This is a genomic window from Schleiferilactobacillus harbinensis (genome assembly GCF_008694105.1).
Lineage (GTDB): Bacteria > Bacillota > Bacilli > Lactobacillales > Lactobacillaceae > Schleiferilactobacillus > Schleiferilactobacillus harbinensis.
In genome coordinates this window covers 1,490,720-1,511,566 of the sequence record NZ_CP041364.1, presented here as the reverse complement: position 1 = coordinate 1,511,566, position 20,847 = coordinate 1,490,720, and the positions used below count along the sequence as shown (strand labels likewise).

Sequence of the window (20,847 nt, the reverse complement as noted above, 5' to 3'; positions counted from 1 at the left end):
CTTTCGGGTATCTGTGTAAGGATTGGTACCGCGATTTTCATAATTCGGTGCTATTTTCCATCGAATCCATGAACGAAAATATTCCTGTGTGTCTTCCGGGTAGCTGCTCGTTTCGTTAAAAACCCAGTTGCTTTTTGCATTCGTGTAATTATCCAACTTAAAAGCTAGCGCATTGGGTAGACCGCCAACCCCTAAGTTTCCCCCCCCACATACCGACGGCACCAATCTGTCCTGGGTAGAGTGCAAAGGATATCCCATCCCCAACACCATTGCCCGGCCCTAGGCGCATCTGATACTGTAATTTGAAGTCTTTGCTGAAATTCAACCGGTTGTTCAAAGTGACCGCTCCGGCCTTGTTTTCTGCTGCTGGCGTTAAGACCACTTGCGACCAGTTGCCATCAGCGCCCCGCTGCACGGAGGCGTCACCAAAGGCCGCAAAGAAGTCCTGTGTATGTTCCGGATCGGCCACGACTTGACCATCCACTGCAGCGGTTGCAATCGGTGGTTTAACACTTCCAGGCCAGCCCAAAAAGACCGTAAAAACTAATAACAATGAACTTGAAAAGTGGGAAATATAGTGGGAATTATGGTGGAAAATATGTCCTCCTAACATTTATGTCTTCCTCCCTTGATTTTTTGTGCCTTTAGTATATCACGGAAAGGGCATTCATATTGATGAAATTATTATAACTATATTTATATAACACTCAAAAAATACTAATTAAAGAGTAAATGCCGTTGCCGACCCGTTTTCAAGAACGTACTTTTCTGTGCAAGACGTAATCTTTTCCCACTGCGGAGAGATGATATACTGAAGTCAGCAGAGTTCGATAGAGAAAAGGGGAAAAATCATGCGTATGGTGGACATTATCCAGGCCAAACGGGATGGCTTGGCATTAACGAAGGAGCAGATCGATTTTGTGATCACCGGCTACACCCGGGGGGACATTCCGGACTACCAAATGAGCGCGCTACTCATGGCGATTTACTTCAAAGATATGACGGCCGTGGAGATTGGCTATTTAACGGACGCAATGCTGCATTCCGGGGATGTGCTGGACCTCAGCGCGATTCCGGGAATCAAGGTCGATAAGCACTCCACCGGCGGCGTGGGGGATAAGATTTCTATTCCGTTGGCACCTTTAGTGGCGGCGGCCGGCGCAAAGAATCCGATGATTTCCGGCCGCGGCCTGGGCCACACCGGCGGTACACTGGACAAGCTGGAAGCCATTCCGGGATTTGACGTGGATCTGAGTGAGGCCGACTTCATCAACGAAGTCACCCAGATCGGTACGGCCATCACCAGTGCCACGGGCAACCTGGCGCCGGCGGATAAGAAGATTTATGCACTGCGGGACGTGACCGCGACGGTGGAGGCCATCCCGCTGATCAGCAGTTCCATCATGAGTAAGAAACTGGCTTCCGGCACCGACGGCCTGGTCCTCGACGTGAAGACCGGCAACGGGGCGTTCATGAAGACGGAAGCGCGGGCAGCAGCGTTAGCCCAGGCCTTGGTGCGTATCGGTCATTTGACCGGCATCAAGATCATTGCACTGATCACGGATATGTCTCAGCCGCTGGGTTATGCCATTGGCAATGCGCTGGAAATCGCTGAGTCCATCGATATTTTGAACAATCAAGGGCCGGCGGATGTCCGGGAACTGACCCTGACCCTGGGCAGTTATATGCTCATGCAGGCAGAATTGGCCGATGATTTGAGCGGTGCCCGGCATATCCTGGAAGCCAGATTGGCTGACGGCAGCGCACTCGCCAAATTTAAGGAAATGATCATCGCCCAGCACGGCGACGCCAGTGTGGTGGACGATCCGACTAAGCTGCCCCAGGCCAAGCACGCGATTCAGGTGCTGAGCGGCCAGGCTGGGGTGGTCACCGGGATGGATACCGACCAGCTGGGGATCGCCAGCATGATTCTGGGCGGCGGTCGGCAAAAAAAGGGCGACGTCGTGGATCCGGCGGTCGGCTTGATGCTCCACAAGAAAATTGGCGACTCGGTGGCGAATGGTGAATTATTGGCCACGATTTATGCCGAAGAACCCCAGCGGCAGGATGTTGTGGATATGGTTACCGGCGCAATCCACATCGGGGATACAGCCAGCGCGCCAGAGTTGATCCACCAAGTGATTGAATGATCAGAAATCTCCATTTTCCCAGTCAAAACGTTCGCCACTCGGCGTGAAACCTGTTATGCTGGTATTGGAAGCAGTACCAGATGCTCCCCAAAAAAGTGATAGATAGGGGCGGTTTTATGAGTTTACGTGATGATCTGCAAGCACTTGTGCAAGATGTAGGCGTGCATGGCCCATTTGTTTCACTGTTCATGCCGGTGCATCCAGAAGATGTCACCATGGAGAAGGATCGGGCCCAGTTCAAGAGCTTGGTCTCCCAAGCCCAGACCGAGTTCGGCGAGCGCTTCCCAGATGCCGAATGGCGTCCGTATGGTGAGAAGTTTGCCTTGATCCTGGCTGAGCGCCAGCTCATTAGTGGGACTAATACGAGTATGGCCATCATTGCCGGACCGGATCGCGTGTATCAATACTTCATGCGCCTGCCGTTGAATCCGGAAGTGAAGATCACTGAGAACCTGTACGTTTTACCAATTATTGAGAATGATCAATACAATATTAATTACGACCTGTTGGCTTTGGAGAAAGAAAGTTTCCGTGTATTCTCCGTTCATGGCCACGATGTCACTGAAGTGGATCTGCCAGACAAGGCACCGACCAAGCGGTCTGCCGCTATTGGAACTGAATTGAAGAACAGCAGCGACTTGCAGCGGTCCAGCGGCACCAAAGGCAGTTCCGTCTTCCATGGCCGGGATCCTAAGGAAGAAGCCGATCGGGCCGATGAGGAACGCTACTTCAAGATGGTTGACGACTGGGTTCGGGCCAACATTTCGGTACCGACCCATGCCCGGATTATCTTAATGGCCGTTGATGAAGTCCAAGGCGAATACCGCAAGATTTCCAAGAGCGGGGTCCTGATGGATCAGCCGCGGGTGGCGAAGATGCCGCCTAAGCTGACCAAGGATGTGCTGCATGACATTGCCGTCGACTTGGAACAGGAGTTGCGGACCATGGCCAAGGGCCAGTTGCAAAAGGCTCTGGACGACGCCCGTTCCGGCAACCGTTACAGCTCTGCCACGCCGGACATCGCCCGGGCGGCAGTCGAAGGCCGGATCGACACGCTGGTGGTTAAGCGCGGCGCATCGGCCCACGGTGCCATCGGCTTTGATCACACGGTTGATCGCGAGAGCGAAGAAGCCCGCGCCAATAACCTGCTGAACGACATTGCCGTGGTTGTTCTGGGTTATGGCGGCCACGTCTTCGTCCAAGGCGACGATGGCTTCAAGGACAAGGAAGTCGCCCATGCTATTTTGCGGGGGCGGATTGGGTAACATTTAAATCTATCTTTTTTCAGAAAGCTCTGGCAGAGGCCAGGGCTTTTTTGGTTGACCGTGATAGAATTAAGAAAACGAGGAAGGAGCGTCATGATGGCATTCTTGAACAAAAAGCAGCAGGCGCCAGCCCCTAATTTGGATACGACCCCGCGTGCGTGGGTGGCTAAGGCACTGGTTCCATTCCAAAACCAGTTGAGCCAGCTTACTCGGCCAGGAGAGACAGCAAGCTTGGCCGTGATTACCGACACCCACTACAAAGCCGGCTTCAGCGCCACTCTGTATGGGGTTAACGGTTTGCAGCACACCAAGGAATTCGTCGCGGACGTGGCCAGCCAGCCGGGGGTGGACGCCTATGCCCATCTCGGTGATTTGATTGACGGCAGCGAAGCTCCGGACATGTCCCGTCAGCACCTGCAAGACATTGTTGCCGCCATGGACCAGAACTTGGGCAAGCCGTTCTACATCGCCAAAGGCAACCACGACGATAACGATAAGTTTGACGAGCACCAAGTCGCGCGCCGGGCGAGTTTTCAGCAGACTACTTTTGCGGACATTGTTTTTCGCGCCGATTACCGGCAACCCCAACTCCAGCGCTTCAGTCAGCGCCATGGAGTCGCCTGGCTGGACGTGGGGCCGGTGCGTTTTTTGTTCATCAATACCAGCGACATTCCTTACCGCTTGAATCGTTTTGGCATTAAACAATATGATGTGAAACTCAATCTGGCGGTGCGTGAAGCGCAACTGGCCGAGATCATTCAGATTCTGCAAATGTCTGACGATCGGGCAATCATTGTTTGCGGTCACGGCAATCTGCTGAAAGCCAACCACCAAAATGGCCTGCATTACAACGGGCCGACCGTCCACGAACTGTTCCGGGCGTTCAATCTCCATGCCCAGGGGCACGTCGACAATCACGCCAAGAATCCGGATTTTCAAATCACACTGCCCTTTGACTTCACCCATATCCGCAACGCCCGGATCACCGCCTATGTTTGCGGCCACCGGCATATTCAACAGACTTTCTTGGACCACGATATTCGCTATTTGCTGCTGAATTGTGCGGCCATCAGCGGTCGCGGCCACCAGTTGACCACGGGGTATAATGCCCGCTGGGACCGGCAGTACAGCCAGCCCAGTGAATATGCCGGCTACACGCTGGTCGCCGACCCGGCCAACCGCCAGCTGTCCGTGCTGGGCTATGGCGCGGCTACCCCCTTGCGCCAATTTGCCATGTGGTTTCCTGAGGCTTAAAGTGGGCTGAGAGGGTTCCTGATTGACATCAGACCAAGTGTCCTTATAATTTGTAGGTAGTCGAAAAATTGTTATTGGGATAGTTTAAGAATATATTAAGGAGTTTTGCCAAATGTGCGGAATCGTCGGCTTTGTCGATAAAACCGTCCTTGATAAGAAACCGGTCATCGAGGACATGATGGAAATGATCAAACACCGGGGGCCAAACTCCTCTGGGGAATACATCAACGACCAGATGGCGCTCGGCTTCCGCCGCCTGAGTATCATTGACTTAAAGGGGGGCACCCAGCCGATCTATAACGAAGATCGCAGCCGGGTGATCATCTTCAATGGTGAAATATATAACTACGCCAGCATCCGCAAGGACCTGATCGCGGCTGGCCATATTTTTACCACCCATTCCGATACTGAAGTCCTGCTCCATGGGTATGAAGAATATGGCATGGAAGGGTTATTGAAGAAAATCCGGGGGATGTTTGCTTTCCTGATTTGGGACGACAACAACAAGACCCTTTACGGGGCCCGGGATTTCTTCGGCATCAAACCCATGTACTATTATAAAGACGGCGATACCTTCATGGTCGGCAGCGAAATCAAGGCGTTTTTGAAGCACCCGAATTTCAAGAAGGAATTAAATAAGAAAGCCCTCAAGCCGTATCTGACGTTCCAGTATTCCGGCTTGGATGAAACGTTCTTCAAAAATGTTTACCGCATCCCGGAAGGCCATTATTTCACATACCATGATGGAGACTTGAACATCAAGAAATATTGGGATATGGAATTCAAGGCGAACAGCCTGAGCCTGAATGACACCATTGATGCCATTGACAAGTCCATCCAAGAATCCGTGGAAGCCCATCGGATCTCTGATGTACCGGTTGGTTCACTGCTGTCCAGCGGGGTCGATTCCAGTTACATCACGAGCTTGTTACGGCCGGAGCACACGTATTCCATCGGCTTCGACGACAAGAAATACCATGAAGGGACGGCTGCCAAGGAATTGGCAGACAAGCTGGGTTTGGAGAATACCTCTGACGTGGTGACTGCCCAGGAGGCATTCAACAACTTCCCGCTAATCCAATATCATCTGGATGAGCCCGATGGCAATCCGTCCTGCGTGCCGCTGTACTTCCTGACAAAGCTGGCGTCCAAGGACGTCACTGTCATTTTGTCCGGGGAAGGCGCTGACGAGTTGTTTGCCGGCTATGCTGACTACGGGTTCCACTCCAAGTCCCACATCATCCGGGCCTTCTCCGACGGTTTGCGCCGCCTGCCCAAGGGTGTGAAGACCAAGCTGGCCCATAGCTTGAAGAAAATGCCGAACTTCCACGGCCGCCTGCAATTGTACACAGCGACTGCTCCGGCTGAAGAATTCTTCATCGGCCAAGCTCGGATTTTCAACGAAAATGAGTCCGACAAGCTGCTGCAGCCGGCGTTCCGGCAGAGCGAACCAGTGCATGATGTGGTCATGGATAAGTACAAACGGGTGCGTTCTTACACCGATGACGTGAAGAAGATGCAGTATTTGGACCTGCACCAATTCATGGCCGGCGACATTTTACTTAAGGCCGATAAGCTAAGCATGGCCAACTCGATGGAGCTGCGGGTGCCGTTCCTGGATAAAGAAGTGGCCAAGGTGGCTGCCGGCATCCCCACGAAGTACCTGCTGAACAGCAAGGACTCCAAGTATGCCATGCGCGAAGCCGCTAACCGCCACTTACCCAATGAATGGGCCAGCCGGCCCAAGCTCGGTTTCCCGGTACCCGTTGCCGCTTGGCTGCGGACCGAGAAGTTCTACAAGGAAGTCCGCAATCTCTTTGCTCAGGATTGGGTCAAAGAATTCTTTGATCAAGACGCCATCTTGCAGCTGATCGATGACAACTACCAAGGCAAGATCGACGGCCGCCGCAAGGTATGGGTCATCTATACCTTCCTGGTATGGTATAAGGTCTTCTTCATCGATGACACGATTCCCCAGTTCATTCCAGATCCGGCCAAGAATCAACAGGCCGCTGCGGTCGCTGTTGCGGCAGACTAAGCGTTAAGAAATCTTAAAGGACAGCTCTGAATCAACCGGTTCGGGGCTGTTTTCTTCTCTGTCAAGCCCCAACTAACTTGCGCCGACCCGGCGGCGTTGATAGAATTATAACGTCATGCCTGGGACTTATTGAGTGCATGGGCAAAAAGGGATTGGGACAAGGGTTTGATTTCTGGTGTATGCTTAGTGTCAAGTGCATAGCAAGCGGAGGCAAAATGGGCTCAGCTGTGGGAACCACACAGCGGCTTTGCCGCTGATGTGGTTAGGCGACTTGAAGACCGCGGTTTTTGCGGGCTTCAAGCGCCGTCACAGCGTTCCAGCCCATTTTGCCGCAGCTTGCGGAGCACTTGGCACGGGTGTCTGAGACCATTGTCATCGCCATCCCTGCAAGCAAAACAAGCCGAGGAGAATTCGCATTGAAATCATTCATGAAACGGTTGGGCATCGCCGTCGCGGCCATGGCGGTGTTGGGCGTCGGCTTTCTCGTCATGCTCAAAGCCGGCCGGTTAGTAGCCACCCACAACAGCAGCAGCGCTCGCAACCACATCTATACGACCTTGAAGCAGAAAAACGCCTATCGTTTCCCCACAGGCAACCTCACGGTGCTGACCAGTGACGGCAACGCCCTGTTAAAACCGGACCTGAGCTTCAAAAAGGTGAAGAATAAGAAGCACCCCGCGGTGGGGTACCGCATCTTTGCGGCGACCGTCAATCCGATTTTGTTCACCGGCGACGTCCAAATTCCAGCGAATCTGCGCAGCGGCGATCTGATCAAGATCAAGCTGCCGTTCCCGGCCCGGATGCTGGGCGGCTCCACGAAGATCACCCTGCACACCGCCCAAGCCAATGTGCGCTATACCGGCGATAATTTCGGCATCATCGGCGACAGCCGGACGTCGAAGGAAATCGGCATCATGGTGGATTATGCCTACAAACCCAATAAGAAGAAAACCAAACGCAATGATTACGCCCAGCTGAAGCCGGCGGCCGGAACCACGGTCCCCGTCACAATCAGTACGGAACGGTCTCAGCCCACGCCGGGCATGAAGGCCGCCACGATCCGCGCCGAAGCGGCGGATTCGCTGAATTGGCAAAAGCCCAATTATCGCGCGGGGGAGCGGATCTTGACCTTCCATGTGCTGGCCTACGAAGCTGAACCGACTTTAGCCGAACTGAAACTCACCCAAGCCGGTCAGGACATCAGCAGCAAGGTCCAATACACGCTGGTGCCGGAGAGTACCAACCTGACGGGCTTGCGGCGCTACACCGTGACCCTGACAGCCGTGGCGGCCATCACCGGTGCGCCAGTCACCGGCCAGTTCCAGATCCACGGCGATCTGGCCCTCAGCCGATATTATCCCGGCGGCGGTTTCTCTCAATATGGGTATTAGAAAGGCGGGCGCATTGTCAACTGCTCGCTACTAAAGTAGTGGCTTGTGACTCACACTGCCCGTTGGACAGTAGTAGTGCAAATGCCTTACGGCTCCTACTTCCGTGGTCACGTCTAAGGTCGTATCTCAACGGTCCGGGGGCTGACAGCTCCCGCTGGCGATGCCGGACTTAGCCGGCTTGTTTACGGGTGTAGCGCGGCTTAGCAGTGCCTGCCAGCCACTGGTCACCCAGTTCTTTGATATTCATCGCTGCTGACTGGTCGTCGTTAGCTAGGAACCCGCAGGCACACCGGTACTGGTGGTCCTCCCGATCGCGCTGCTGCTTGTTGATCGTGCCGCATTGCGGGCAGCGCTGGCTGGTGTAATCCGAGGCCACTTTCAAGACCTGACTGCCGACGGCTGCTGCCTTGTAGATCAGGAACTGCTCCAATTGGTAAAACGGCCAGCTGACCTGTTCATAGCGTTGATCCTTGGCGACCTGCTCGGTCACGAAGCGGACCCCAGTCAAGTCTTCGAGCACAAACAAGGTATTCGGTCCGTAATGGTCAACGAGTGTCTTAGCCAAACGATGGTTTTCGTTTGACATCCAGCGGTTCTCTCGCTGATTGATCCGTTTCAGCACACGCTTGGCGGATTTGGTCCCTTTCGCTTGTAACCGAGCACGCAGTTTCTTGTACCGGCGCCTTTTGTTCAGCGCCCTGGTACCGGAAAGGTACATGGTCTTGCTGGTGTCGTCAAAAGCGGCGGCCAAGAAGCGCAGGCCCCGGTCAACGCCCACGACGTGGGTGGTCTGCTCTTGTTCATAGTCGGGAACAGCTTTGGTGGCACCGATATGCAGGTACCACTTGCCGCCGCTGGTCAGTACCTTGGCGGTACCGAGTTTCCAGGTCCCGTCAAAGTAGTTGGCCCAGTGCGCCATAATCGGCCAGACGATGATTCGCTTGGCCAGGGTGTTCAGAGAAAAGGAACCGTCCTTGCGGATGGACCAGTCCCGCCCGCGCACCAGATCCAGTTGCGGTCGATGAAAGCTGATCGGCCGCCATAACCAATTCAGGTCCTTGGTCTGCTTACGCCATTTGCCGGTATCGTCCTGATACCGATAGGGCTTTTGCTTCAACTGAGTTCTAACGGCTTTATACCGAGCTATAACGGTTCGCAGGACTGAAATAGCTATTTGTGCCTTCAAATTAAATTGATCCCGCAAGCCGCTGTATAAAGCAATCTGCAATTTGACGGCGTTCAGCGGAAAACTGTGGTCAAAGACATAGCGGGATGCGTCGTTGCACGCTAGGCGGTAATGTTCCATGGCAGATTTTAACAGGGTTATATCCTCGTCGTTTGCCAACTTGATTTGGAGCTTAACGGTCTTGGTTAGATCCACTTAGGCACCTCCTAGCCAAACTATTGTTCTTACCGGAGCAATTAAATTATATCAGAGAAAGAAGGTGCGGGGCAATTCCTCCCACGATTGAAATCGTAGGCTTCCTTGTCCCATTCATTGTGCACGTACGTAAAATTCTCCATTGGGCGCTCATCGCCTATATTCTGATCCAACCCTTCATGGAAATTATCTATTTCTATCAAGGCCGCTTGGCGACCCTTGGCCCCGTGACGATTCCGACATTTGTGCGGGTGCTCTGGACACTGGCGATGGTGCTGCTCTTCCTTTGGATGGAGCGCAAGGATAAATTTGGCTGGGGGCTCTTTGCCTATGGTGTTCTGGTCGTGGGTTATTTGGGCCTGCACGTGTTCCTCACGCGACATGCTTTAGCTGGCGTCACCGACGGATTCCATTACAGTATCAGCACTGAACTGGGCTACGTGATCCGGGTCCTTTTCCCGATTTTGATCCTGATTATCAGTTATCGGGTGCCGGTCTATGAGAAAACTATGGAATGGATCACCTGGGTCGTGGGCCTGTTGTTCAGCGGCACCATTGTTCTCAGCAATTTGCTGGAAATCGCCGTCGCGTCATACAACAAGGCCGAGTCGATCCAAGGCAACATCTTCGATTGGTTTAACGCGGTCAATCCGCTGGGCTATACCCGGCTGGCCTCGGACGGGTTCTTTCTGTTTGCCAATACCACCTCGGCCATTCTGGCTCTGTTTTCGGTTTTGATGATCTACTATCTGATTAATCAGCCCCGCTGGTGGAAATACTGTTTTGTGGCGGTGCAGTTGCTGGCGTCGTTGATGATTGGGACCCGGACAGCGATTATCGGTTTTCTTGCTTCCCTGATTTTGGTGACCGGTGCCGCCTTGTTCTTCGATAAGCTGCACTTCCGTAAGCAGGATGCCGGGCTGCTGTCCTTTGTGACCATCAGCATGTTAGTCTTCGGCTTCCTCTACCCCTATTCGCCGGCCGTGGCCCGGGGCGGGTCCAACACCGCCGCTGAGACCCGGACGACTACCCAGCGCAAGTCCCAGAATCCGGTGATGAACCAGATCAAACGGGCGATAAAAGATGACCCGCAGGACGCCCAGCGCTTGCAGCACAATTTCGTCGCCACTCAGCTGAACATCGTGACCACGTATGGCAATGTCGTCTCCGCCACCAACCCCTGGGAACATTACCCAGCAGACTGGTTCCAACTAATGAATTGGCCCGGCGGCCAACAGATCAACTACCGGCAAGTGGAGAAATTCAACGTGAACATTATTGCCCGGGAAATGTCCAAGCCGATCCGGCTGCTCTTTGGGATCTCCTATACCCGGATGACTTACTTCATCTTCAATTATGAACGGGACTTCCTGAACCAGTTCTATACCCTAGGCATTCTCGGACTGCTGATCTTCCAACTGCCGTTCATCATCGCTTGTCTATGGCTCGCCTGGCGCTTCTTCCGTACGCCCGGTCAGTTCAACTTCCTGAACTTCAGCTACCTGTTAGGCATGGCGCTATTTTTCGCCAGTGCCTTCATGACCGGTAACGTCATCGACTCCCTTACCGCCGCCAGCCTTGCCGCTTTCTTCCTCGGCCAGCGCCTGCGGGCAGTGGCCTGGAGCCAAGACGTGCCAGAGCAGCAGAATACGATCCCGCGTCAAATTAATTGAAATTGAGAATTGATTGCCAGAGCAATTACCGAAGAGGTAGCTGCTCTGGTATTTTTTTGTCTGGCACCAGCAATGTGGCATGGACTAACGTATTTGATTTTAGTGAGTGTAGTGCCGAAGCCTGCGGAGCACTTGGCACGGCAGACAACGAACAACCTATCAGCTCAGCCCTCACGTAAACGGGCTCAGGCCGACAGAAGCAAGGGCAGGCTCCGCGCAAACGGGCTTCGGCGACCAGAAACTAGAGCATAAGAGACAAAGGACAGAAACCTAAGTGCGGGTTTATGTCCTTTGTCTCTTATGCTGACGCTTCTGAGCGGTCGCCTACGCCCTCTCTCCCTAAAGAAACCCTAAAGCCCTTGGTTGCCCCCGCGCCCCTTTGGTATAATGTTGGCAGATTGTCTTAACGAAGGAGAAAATCATGGCCGCATTCAAACAGAAATTATTCGCATTCTACCTCGGTGTCATGAAGTGGGGGTGCAAACTCATTCCCACCAAACCCAACACCGTCACAATTCTGAACGGCGCCGGTCTCTCCGGCTCCAACGCCATGAGCTTCTACCAGTATTTAAAAACAGAATACCCCGAACTCACCGTCAATTTGATCAGCGGCTTTCCCAGCGCCCATTTGGCCTTCAGCACCTGGCGCCAGATTGCCCAAGCCAAGGTCCTAGTGGGCACCCACTGGCCCTTCAAGATCCATCGCGGCCAGCGCTTCGTCCAGCTGTGGCACGGTATTCCCTTGAAGCGGATGGGGTACTTGGCCCTGAATGAAGACCCGGCGGCGCAGGAAAAAAGCCACCGCTATTGGTGGCGGAATGTCGACTATTTAGCAAGTTCCGGCCCGCTGTACGATACACTAATGAGTGCCTGCCAGGGCTTAGCGGCCCACCAGTTCCTGCACACCGGGTTTCCTCGAAACGATGAATTTCAGCTGCCGGAAGCCACCCTCAAAGAGCGGCGGGCAACCCTGGCGGGGCTGTTCGCGGATGGAGTGGTCACCGACCAAACCAAGATTTTTTTCTATCTGCCCACCTTCCGCATGGAGGACGGCGCGACCGAACTGTCAGTCCAGCTCAAAACCGGCAACATTTTCGGCTTGAGCGACTTTGCTATGGCCGCGTTTGAACAGCAGCTGGCCGACAATAATATCGTCATCCTGGCCAAGCTGCATCCGGTGGAGGAGCGCCAGGTCGATCCGGCCAAATTCGCCACCGCCCAGCGGTTGAAAGTACTGACCAACGACTGGTTCATTGATCAGCACACCGAGCTGTATCAATTCCTTGCGGCCACCGACGGACTGATCACCGATTACTCCAGCGTTTATTTGGATTACCTGTTGCTGGATCGGCCCATCGTTTTCAACGTCCCGGATCTGGCTCATTATGAGCAGACTCGTGGCTTTTTGCTGGCGCCCTATGATGATTACACTCCGGGTCCGAAAACGACCACCACGGCGGAACTGGTCCAGGCGTTGACCCGGGATAGCCAGGCCGATGCGCCGCTCCGGGCTAAATTACGCGGTCAGATGTATCCCCAAGGCTTGAATCCGGCTTGTCCGCAAGTGTATGACCAGATCAAGGGGTGGCTGTAGTGCGAAAACTATTCCGAAATTTCTTTTATAACGCCGTCTACCAGCTCTTTCTGCTACTGGTGCCGGTCATCACCACGCCGTACCTGTCCAATGTGGTCGGCCCGGCTAAATTGGGTATTAACAGTACGGTCAATTTCACGATCCAGTTCGTGATGGTCTTCGGCGCTGCCGCTATGGGCCAGATTGGTACGCGAACGATTGCCAAAGCGTGGGGCAAAAAGGACCACGAGGAACTTCGCGCCGCCTTTTGGGGCTTGTGGTATATCCAGTTCGTCCTGAGCGCGATCACCATCAGTATTTTTCTGTTCATCATGTTGGTGATCAAGCCGCCGTATTGGACCTATTTCCTGCTTCAGCTGCCATTCCTCTTAGGCACGATGTTCGATATTTCCTGGTTCTTCCAGGGAATCGCCGACTTCGGCCGGGTTGTGTTGCGGAATACCATCGTCAAGCTGGTGTCTGTTGCCTTTATTTTCTTACTGGTCAAGAGCCCCGATGACCTGTGGAAGTACATGCTGATCCTGTCCCTGGGCAATCTGCTGGGCAGTTCGGTGTTCTGGTTCACGATTCAAAAATTCGCCGGCCGGCCCAGCCGCGGCGGTTTCTACCACCTGCGCCAGAGTCTGATCACCATCGGGATTCTGATGATTCCCCAGCTGGCCACCCAGGTCTACACCTCATTGGATAAGACGATCCTCAGCCTGTTTCAGCCCGCTGCCCAGGTCAACTTCTACGATTCCTCGCAGCGGATCGCTAACTTGGTCCTGTCGGTGATCACCTCCATTACCGTCGTGATGATGCCGTATATGGCGGCGTCTCGATCGGACGACCAGCAGCGCTATTTGAAGAAATCCTATGAGACCACGTTGGTCGTCGGGCTGTTTTTCATGAGTATCATCATGGCCAACACCCGCCAGTTCGTCCCGTGGTTCTTCGCTGAAAGCTATAAGCCGATGATTCCACTGATGGAATGGATCTCCTTGAGCATCATCTTCATTCCCGTCGGCGGGGTGTTTGCCAACCAGTTTGCCCTGGCCATCAATCGGGATAAACAGTTTGCCATCCCGGTGGTCGTCGGCGCCGTGCTGTCGCTGATCCTGAATTTCACCTTCGACCCGATCCTCGGGGCCCACGGGGCGACGATGGATATTTTGATCGTCGAATTCACCGTTATGGTGCTGCGGGTGTGGATCGTGCATAAGGACTACGACGCCAAGGACGTCTTCCATGACACGCCGAAATATCTGGTCATGGGGGCGATCACGGTGGGCGTCGGCTTCCTGCTGCCGGACTTGATTCCGTCCACATTCTTCAACATGGCCTACAAATCTATTGTGATGTTTATTCTGTACGCAGCCATGTTCGCCCTGGGCCGGTTCGAGCTGTTCGGTGATATTAAGCGGGTCGCGACCCGTATGTTAAGGAGAAAATTGTCATGAGCCGAGTCAATGTATTGGGTATGACCTTCGATAACTACACCATGGCCGAGTTTGTCGACCGCTTGGGCCGGCGCCTGGCCAAGCAGGAGGGCACTTTCATTGTCACCGCCAATCCGGAGATCGTGATGTACGCCCGGGAACATCCGGAGTACCAAAAACTGGTGGATGAAGCGGACTTCGTTACTGCCGATGGCATTGGCGTGGTGAAAGGGGCCGCTATGCTGGGCACGCCCCTGAAAGAACGGGTCACCGGCTATGACTTGATGGAGAAATTACTGGCGCTGGCGGCCACTGAGCACTATCCAGTGTATTTCATCGGGGCCAAGCCGGGCATCGCCGATCAAGCCGCCGCCAAAGCCCGCCAACGTTTTGCCGGGCTGGACATTGTCGGCACCCATGACGGCTATTTCCCGCTGGGGGATGCGGGTGTGACCCAGCAGATGATCGCGGCCAAGCCGGCCCTGGTCTTTGCGGCCATGGGCTATCCCCGTCAGGAGGAGTTCATCGCCGGCATGCGGCGGCATTTGCCGGACGCGCTTTTCATGGGCGTGGGCGGCAGTTTTGACGTACTTTCCGGCACCGTCAAACGGGCGCCGGGCTGGATGCAGCGGGCCCATTTGGAATGGTTCTACCGTCTGCTCAAGGAGCCGACCCGATTCAAACGGATGCTGATCCTGCCCCGTTATTTGGGCGTTGTCCGGCGGGAGGCGAAGAAGCGATGACGAAGGTCCTGCACATCAATGCCGGGTTAGAAAACGGCGGCGGCTTGACCCACATTGTGGCATTGCTCAGTAATTGGGATCACCACGATGTCAGTCTGCTGGTCTTCGCTGAAGGCCCAGTGGCGGCGGCGGCCCGGGCGGCGGGAGTCGATACCCACGTCCTGCATTTTACCAGCCGGTATAATCTCGGTATTCTCAAAGCACTGGCCGACTTCATCAATGCCGGCCAGTACGATATCGTCCATGCCCACGGAGCCCGAGCGGTGCTGTTTCTGCGCTTGATTCGCCGCCGTATCCATTGCCTGAAGGTGGCCACGGTGCACAGCGACCCGACCCTGGACTTCATGGGCCGGGGACTCATCGGTGAGGCGTTTACTAAACTGTATATCAGCTCCTTACGCTTGATGGACCACCTGTACCCGGTGTCCACGCCGTTTTATGACCGGCTGCGGGCGTTCAATATTCCCGCGGACAAGCTGACCCTGATCCTCAATGGGATCACCTTCAGCCCCCAGGCGCCGGTCAAGGAACCGCACCAGACCTTCAATATGATCTACGTGGCGCGCCTGCACCCGGTGAAGGACCACGCGCTGCTGCTCAATGCGCTGGCTCAGGCCAAATTGCCCCAAGCCCGCCTGCTCCTGGTGGGGGATGGGCCAGAAAAGGCGAAGCTCCAGCAGCAGGTCGCTGATTTAAAGCTGACGGCCACCGTGACTTTCACCGGTTTTCAAACGCCCACTCAAATTCAAACGCTTTACCCGCGGATGGACCTGGCCCTGCTGACCTCCATTTCTGAAAGCTTCCCCTTAGTCTTGCTGGAAGCGGCCAACGCTGCCGTACCGGTCCTCAGCAGCCGGGTGGGGGACGTGACCAAACTCGTTGCGCACCCCGACTTGGGTTTCCTGTTCCAGTCCGGGGACCAGGCCGATTTGGTCCGCCAGCTTCGGGCCGCTTACCATGACTGGGAGTTGGGCACGCTGGCGGCCAAGGGCGATGCCCTGCGGACGTATGCCGCCGCGCATTTCTCCCTGCAGCAGCTGCAGGACACGATCTGGGATAGTTATGCCGTCCTATTGAGAAAGGAACTTAACCATGGCTGACCAATTGATTTCCTTGATAATGCCCGTCTACAACGATGCAGACACCGTGCTGGCCACCCTGCGGTCGATTATTACCCAGGACTACCGGCAGTGGGAGCTGATTGTGATCAACGACGGCTCCACCGACCGCACGCCCCAGCTGCTCGGCAAGTTTGTCGCTGATCACCCCACCGCGCCGATCACGATCATTAATCAAGAAAATGCCGATCAGCTCAACGCGATCATCGCCGGTATCAATCTGATCCGCGGCGACTTGGTTTATATCATCCATGGGGACGATCTCCTGGCCGATGATGGGGCCTTGGCCCGAATGAACGCCAGCATGCAGGATCCGGACCTGGACGGGGCGATGGCCGACCTCTTGACCATTGATCACGACGGCCGGGAAGTGGGCCGCCAGACTGTGCAGAAGTACGCTGTGGCGCCCTATATCGTCGGTCAGCAGACACTCTGGCTGGGCCGCAATCTCTTTGTTGACTTTGCGATTTGGCGGACGCGGGTATTCTGCGACAGCGTCCAGGCCAATTACCTGATCTGGAATACCGTCGCCTGGCTGGATTGCCGGGTGGCCCCGCCGCGTCAGCTGCGCATCACTAATGCTCCCCAGCCCTTCATCCGTTACCGGGTGGGGGACGGCCACTACATCGACAACCCCATCGGCATACTGAACGTGATCAACGGCGAACTGCGGACCTTGGTGTCCTTGCTGGCGAGCTATCGGGCCCCCAACTATGCCCAGCAGTACCGCCGCTTCCGGTTAGCCAATAAGTTGCATCTGCTGAACTACTACCGGCCGCGAATCAAACCGGAGCAGACACCGCGCAACGAGGTGGCCGGGATCATCCGGTTGGCCTTGAGCAAATATCCCCAGCTGCCGACTAATCCTTACACCCCTGCCTTGATCGGCTTCTACGCCGCCCGCGGCGAGCGCACGATCCATTTCAGCCTGCCGTCTGATTTCACCGTGTGGTACGGTAAGGACATGCGCGTGTTCAACACGGCCATGCAAAGCGACGAGCTGCCGGACACCTACGGCGAATTATTCACCCAGATGATTCACGGCTTCACCACCATGATCGTGCCGGCGGGCCAAGGCCCGATGATGCAGGACGTTCTGCATTTTCTGAATATCTGGCCTTATGTCACCGTGAAGGAGGAACAAGTTTGATTCCTAAAAAAATTCATTACGTTTGGGTCGGCGGCCATGATAAGCCCGCTGATATCCAGCGCTGCATGGCCACCTGGCGCCAGCATCTGAGCGGGTACGAGATCATTGAATGGAACGAAAAAATTTTCGATCTGACCCAGAATCAGTTTGTGCGAGAAGCCTATGCTGCTAAGAAATGGGCCTTCGTCAGTGACTATATCCGGGCCTCAGTGATCGAACAATACGGCGGGATCTATTTGGACACCGATGTGCTGGTCCTGGATGACTTGACCAGTCTGCTGGGTGACCGGGCCTTTGTCGGTTTTGAAAACGCCCAGTATCCCTTCACCGCCGCCTTTGGTGCCGAAGCCCACCATCCGCTGGCGCAAAAGATGCTGGCGGAGTATGACGACGCGCATTTTTCCTTTGATAAAAACAACCAAATGGCCGGTGTGAACACCAAGTCGGTGTCGGATATTCTGATCAAAGATTTTCATTGCGCCGCCAACAATCAGGAACAACTGCTGACGACCGGTATCCACGTGTATCCTGACACGGTGCTGTGCAATCCCAGCGGTCAATCCCACACGATCCACGTGTTTACCGGCACCTGGATGGAGGGCCAAAAGCCTCTGAAGCGCCGGGTCAACAAGTGGTTCAAACTGCGCCTGACGACGCCGCGACGGGCGGCGTTGTACCAACGTATTTTCCGATAATCGAAATTATTCACATACCGAAATGTGGTATAATCCAATTAGTGTATTGTATCCAGTCAGAAACTTTCAGAAACCGACTTGCCACGGTTAATGAAAGGCAGTGCGGGCGCATTTCTAGCCGGTTGATGGCGCCCGCTGCTGGAACAAATCGTAATTAAGATTAAGGGGCTGTCTAGATGACACCAGAATTTACCCCCATTATTCTGGGGAGTGACATGAACGCATACGGGATGGCCCGGGCCTTCCATGAAGAATACGGCATCAAGGTGCACTGTATTGCTTCCGACCCGCTGGCGCCCACCCGCTATTCCAATATCTTGACGCTGGAATTTCACCACGGCTTCGAAGAAGATCCGGTCTTCATCGATACCATGCACGAAGTGGCCAAGCGTTACGCCGACCATCAGGAGCCGGTGATTTTGATTGCCATGGGCGATGCCTATGCCGAACTGCTGGCCAAGCACAAGGAATTTCTGCAAAAGACCTTCGTCGTGCCGGTGGTGGACTACGCGTTGCTACGGAAGCTGAACAACAAGGAGAGCTTTTACCAGATCGCCGAGGAACACGGCCTGCCGTATCCCAAGACCAAGATCATCACCAAGGCCATGTACGAAAAGAAAGAAAATCTGGACGTGCCTTTTACCTATCCGGTCGCCTTCAAACCGGCGAATTCCGTGGAATGGCTGGATATCCAATTTGAAGGTCGGAAGAAAGCCTTCGTGATCCACTCCGAAACGGAATACTTAGATATTTTAGGTAAAATCTACGACAACGGCTATACCAGCGATATGATCCTCCAGGAGTTCATCCCCGGCGATGACTCCAACATGCGCACGCTGAACGCCTACGTCAGTCAGGACCATCAGGTGAAGCTGCTGTGCTTGGGCCACCCGCTGTTGGAAGACCCGACCCCGGCTGCCATCGGCAACTACGTCACGATCCTGCCGGAATACAACCAGGACGTGTACGACGTGGTGCAGAAATTCTTAGAAGAACTGAACTTCACCGGCTACTGCAACTTCGATATGAAGTTCGATCCCCGGGACAATACCTTCAAGTTCTTCGAAATCAACCTGCGTCAGGGCCGCTCCAGTTTCTTCGTCACCCTGACCGGCTACAATCTGGCCCGGTTCGTTGTGGACGACTACGTTACCGGTACCCTGGCCGACGCCCCAACGGTTTATGCCAATAAGATCCAATCCCAGCACGTGCTGTGGATGGGCGTGCCGGTCAAGCTGTTCAAGGATTACGCGGTGGACAATGAGTTCAAGCAGCAGGCCCTCCAACTGATCGATTCCGGCCGTTACGGCACCACTGTGTTTTACAAGAAGGACATGAATATCCGGCGGTGGGTGCTGATGAAGTACATGTTCCATAATTACATTTCGCGCTATAAGAAGTATTTTGAAGAAAATAAAGGCCGCGATATTGGGCGGTAAAGAAAAAACGGGCCGATGCTGGTCCGCTTTTTTGGTAGGTTCGGTTAGTTGGCGGTGTGCTCCTGAATGAGGGCGTTCATCTCCCGGTTCAATTTGGTTTGGCGTTCTTCGATTGAATTGTCTGGCTCCTGTTTGCCGGTTTTAGGATTATAGCCGTAAGATTTAGGCTGCGGAGTAAGACGGTATTGGCCGTCGGCGTCCTTGAAGAAAATACTATCCTGGCCGTATCCGGCCCAGAATGGCTGAGAATCGCCGTTGGCGCCTTTGGGCATCTTCCCGAGGGCCATGGCCAACTCGTCCCCGACCTTCGGCAGACGATTACCAGCGGCTGTATACGTGATTGTTTCGCCGCCCACGTTGGTGAGATTGCCGCCGCTGAATTGGACACGGATCGTCATTCCGGGCCGGACCGTTTTGCCTGCCAATACCCTAGTAATCAGGACAGTTGCGATGGTGAAAGGGAACTTATTGTATGGCCGCGCAGATAATTGCGTGACGATACCGGTGACAGCAGCGTCGGTCAGCGAGATTAATTCTGAGACATTTTTAGGCTCTGGTCCGGTGCTGATAGTGGCCTCAGAACTAGTTTGAACGGTTTTACTGGCTTGACCGTAGTAGGCTGCATTCTTCTTCGCTGCACCGGCTTTGACCGCCGCCACCCGCTGGGCCAGCGTCGGTGTCTGCCGCTGCTTAGTCCGGGTCACGGGCGCCGGCTGCTCCTGGGCCGGGTGCTGGGCGGCTACGTAGATACCGGCCGCCAGTCCCACAGCTGTGGCGGCGGTAATCGGGATCAGCGGCCACTTCGGCCAGCGTTGCGGCGCCGGTGCCTCATCCACGCCGCGGCGAATCGCCGCCGTCAATTGCTGTTCGGGTATGTCAATTGCGAGCAGGGCGTCTTCAATTTTGTTGGGCATTCATTTTTCCTCCTTCAACGCGTAATTGCGCCAGACCCCGGTTCATCCGGCTTTTTACCGTACCCACCGGAATATGTAATACCGCGCTGATTTCTTTCAGTGTCAACCCGTTGTAATAGAACAGCACGATGGGCAGCCGCCGTTTCTCCGACAATCCCGCCAGTAGCTGCAGCAGGTCTTGCCGTTGGGCCAGATCCGGCTGATAGACCGCCTTGGCGGCAGGCAAGGGGGCCGGCGGTTTCCCCCGGATTTGCTGCTTCGCCACGTTGATCAGAATGCGCAGCAGCCACGTCTTGAAATATTCCGGCTGGCGCAATTTGCGGATGCTCTTCGTTGCTTGCAGCGCTGTTTCTTGGACCACATCCAACGCATCGGCTTCATTGTGGACATACAGATACGCCATTCGATACATCTGCGTCTGGTGAGCGATCAGTAAATCCCCCAATGCCGCCCGGTCGCCGGCCTGGGCCCGTTGAACCAAGCCGTATTCTGTCACTATCATCATCCCCTCCTGATGGAACCACTACCCATTAGTGGGCAAATGGCGGGCAAAAGTTCCCGCAACTGTAAATTCTTTTTCAAAATAAAAATCAGACCAAGTGATGACAGGTATTTTCCATCGTT

17 protein-coding genes are annotated in these 20,847 nt (G+C 54.6%); 13 read left to right on the top strand and 4 right to left on the bottom strand.

The annotated features are described in order from the left end of the window. Window positions 1-157 precede the first annotated feature (157 nt). The gene (locus FMM01_RS16840; RefSeq protein ID WP_150392132.1) at window positions 158-613 is read right to left on the bottom strand and encodes a lectin-like domain-containing protein; all 456 of its coding nucleotides are present in this window, start codon (window positions 611-613) and stop codon (window positions 158-160) included. A gap of 238 nt (window positions 614-851) precedes the next feature. On the opposite strand from FMM01_RS16840, the gene FMM01_RS07720 reads away from it, so the two are divergent. The 5 genes from FMM01_RS07720 (at window position 852) to FMM01_RS07700 (ending at window position 8,098) form a co-directional block, all read left to right on the top strand. Beyond that, complete coding sequence (locus tag FMM01_RS07720; RefSeq protein ID WP_150392131.1) at window positions 852-2,150, top strand: pyrimidine-nucleoside phosphorylase; 1,299 nt, start codon at window positions 852-854, stop codon at window positions 2,148-2,150. A 116-nt stretch (window positions 2,151-2,266) separates the two neighbouring features. Further along, window positions 2,267-3,415 (top strand): baeRF6 domain-containing protein, encoded by a 1,149-nt coding sequence (locus FMM01_RS07715; RefSeq protein ID WP_150392130.1) that lies wholly within the window; start codon window positions 2,267-2,269, stop codon window positions 3,413-3,415. Window positions 3,416-3,508: 93 nt separating this feature from the next. Continuing rightward, window positions 3,509-4,669, top strand: coding sequence for a metallophosphoesterase family protein (locus tag FMM01_RS07710; protein WP_150392129.1), 1,161 nt, complete (start codon window positions 3,509-3,511; stop codon window positions 4,667-4,669). Window positions 4,670-4,781: 112 nt separating this feature from the next. Continuing rightward, entirely contained in the window at window positions 4,782-6,707 is a 1,926-nt protein-coding gene (gene asnB, locus FMM01_RS07705; RefSeq protein WP_150392128.1) for an asparagine synthase (glutamine-hydrolyzing), read from the top strand. A gap of 416 nt (window positions 6,708-7,123) precedes the next feature. Then, window positions 7,124-8,098, top strand: a complete 975-nt coding sequence (locus FMM01_RS07700; RefSeq protein WP_063515971.1) for a hypothetical protein — start codon at window positions 7,124-7,126, stop codon at window positions 8,096-8,098. A gap of 169 nt (window positions 8,099-8,267) precedes the next feature. Here FMM01_RS07700 and FMM01_RS07695 read toward each other — a convergent pair whose 3' ends face one another. After that, window positions 8,268-9,479: an RNA-guided endonuclease TnpB family protein gene (locus tag FMM01_RS07695; RefSeq protein WP_150392127.1), complete on the bottom strand. Its 1,212-nt coding sequence runs from the start codon at window positions 9,477-9,479 to the stop codon at window positions 8,268-8,270. Window positions 9,480-9,598: 119 nt separating this feature from the next. Between FMM01_RS07695 and FMM01_RS07690 the strand changes: the two genes are divergently transcribed. From FMM01_RS07690 to FMM01_RS07655, 8 genes are all read left to right on the top strand, one after another. Then, on the top strand, window positions 9,599-11,152 hold the full coding sequence (locus FMM01_RS07690; RefSeq protein WP_150392126.1) for an O-antigen ligase family protein: 1,554 nt from the start codon (window positions 9,599-9,601) through the stop codon (window positions 11,150-11,152). 421 nt (window positions 11,153-11,573) lie between these two features. Further along, window positions 11,574-12,746: a CDP-glycerol glycerophosphotransferase family protein gene (locus tag FMM01_RS07685; protein WP_150392125.1), complete on the top strand. Its 1,173-nt coding sequence runs from the start codon at window positions 11,574-11,576 to the stop codon at window positions 12,744-12,746. Beyond that, window positions 12,746-14,185, top strand: coding sequence for an oligosaccharide flippase family protein (locus FMM01_RS07680; RefSeq protein WP_063515968.1), 1,440 nt, complete (start codon window positions 12,746-12,748; stop codon window positions 14,183-14,185). The genes FMM01_RS07685 and FMM01_RS07680 overlap by 1 nt, the downstream gene beginning before the upstream one ends. Further along, window positions 14,182-14,907 carry a WecB/TagA/CpsF family glycosyltransferase gene (locus FMM01_RS07675; RefSeq protein ID WP_027828551.1) on the top strand — a complete coding sequence of 242 codons (726 nt, stop codon included), beginning with the start codon at window positions 14,182-14,184 and terminating at the stop codon, window positions 14,905-14,907. The genes FMM01_RS07680 and FMM01_RS07675 overlap by 4 nt, the downstream gene beginning before the upstream one ends. Beyond that, on the top strand, window positions 14,904-16,007 hold the full coding sequence (locus FMM01_RS07670) for a glycosyltransferase family 4 protein (protein WP_186810190.1): 1,104 nt from the start codon (window positions 14,904-14,906) through the stop codon (window positions 16,005-16,007). The genes FMM01_RS07675 and FMM01_RS07670 overlap by 4 nt, the downstream gene beginning before the upstream one ends. Then, on the top strand, window positions 16,000-17,175 hold the full coding sequence (locus FMM01_RS07665; protein WP_150392124.1) for a glycosyltransferase family 2 protein: 1,176 nt from the start codon (window positions 16,000-16,002) through the stop codon (window positions 17,173-17,175). Before FMM01_RS07670 ends, FMM01_RS07665 begins: the two co-directional genes overlap by 8 nt. Next, window positions 17,172-17,870: a glycosyltransferase family 32 protein gene (locus tag FMM01_RS07660; protein ID WP_150392123.1), complete on the top strand. Its 699-nt coding sequence runs from the start codon at window positions 17,172-17,174 to the stop codon at window positions 17,868-17,870. Before FMM01_RS07665 ends, FMM01_RS07660 begins: the two co-directional genes overlap by 4 nt. A 176-nt stretch (window positions 17,871-18,046) precedes the next feature. Next, on the top strand, window positions 18,047-19,309 hold the full coding sequence (locus tag FMM01_RS07655; RefSeq protein WP_150392122.1) for a carboxylate--amine ligase: 1,263 nt from the start codon (window positions 18,047-18,049) through the stop codon (window positions 19,307-19,309). A 44-nt stretch (window positions 19,310-19,353) separates the two neighbouring features. On the opposite strand, the gene FMM01_RS07650 is transcribed toward FMM01_RS07655, so the two are convergent. Then, window positions 19,354-20,223 (bottom strand): hypothetical protein, encoded by an 870-nt coding sequence (locus tag FMM01_RS07650; protein ID WP_150392121.1) that lies wholly within the window; start codon window positions 20,221-20,223, stop codon window positions 19,354-19,356. Further along, window positions 20,207-20,728, bottom strand: a complete 522-nt coding sequence (locus FMM01_RS07645) for a sigma-70 family RNA polymerase sigma factor (RefSeq protein WP_150392120.1) — start codon at window positions 20,726-20,728, stop codon at window positions 20,207-20,209. Before FMM01_RS07645 ends, FMM01_RS07650 begins: the two co-directional genes overlap by 17 nt. Between the last annotated feature and the right edge of the window lie 119 nt (window positions 20,729-20,847).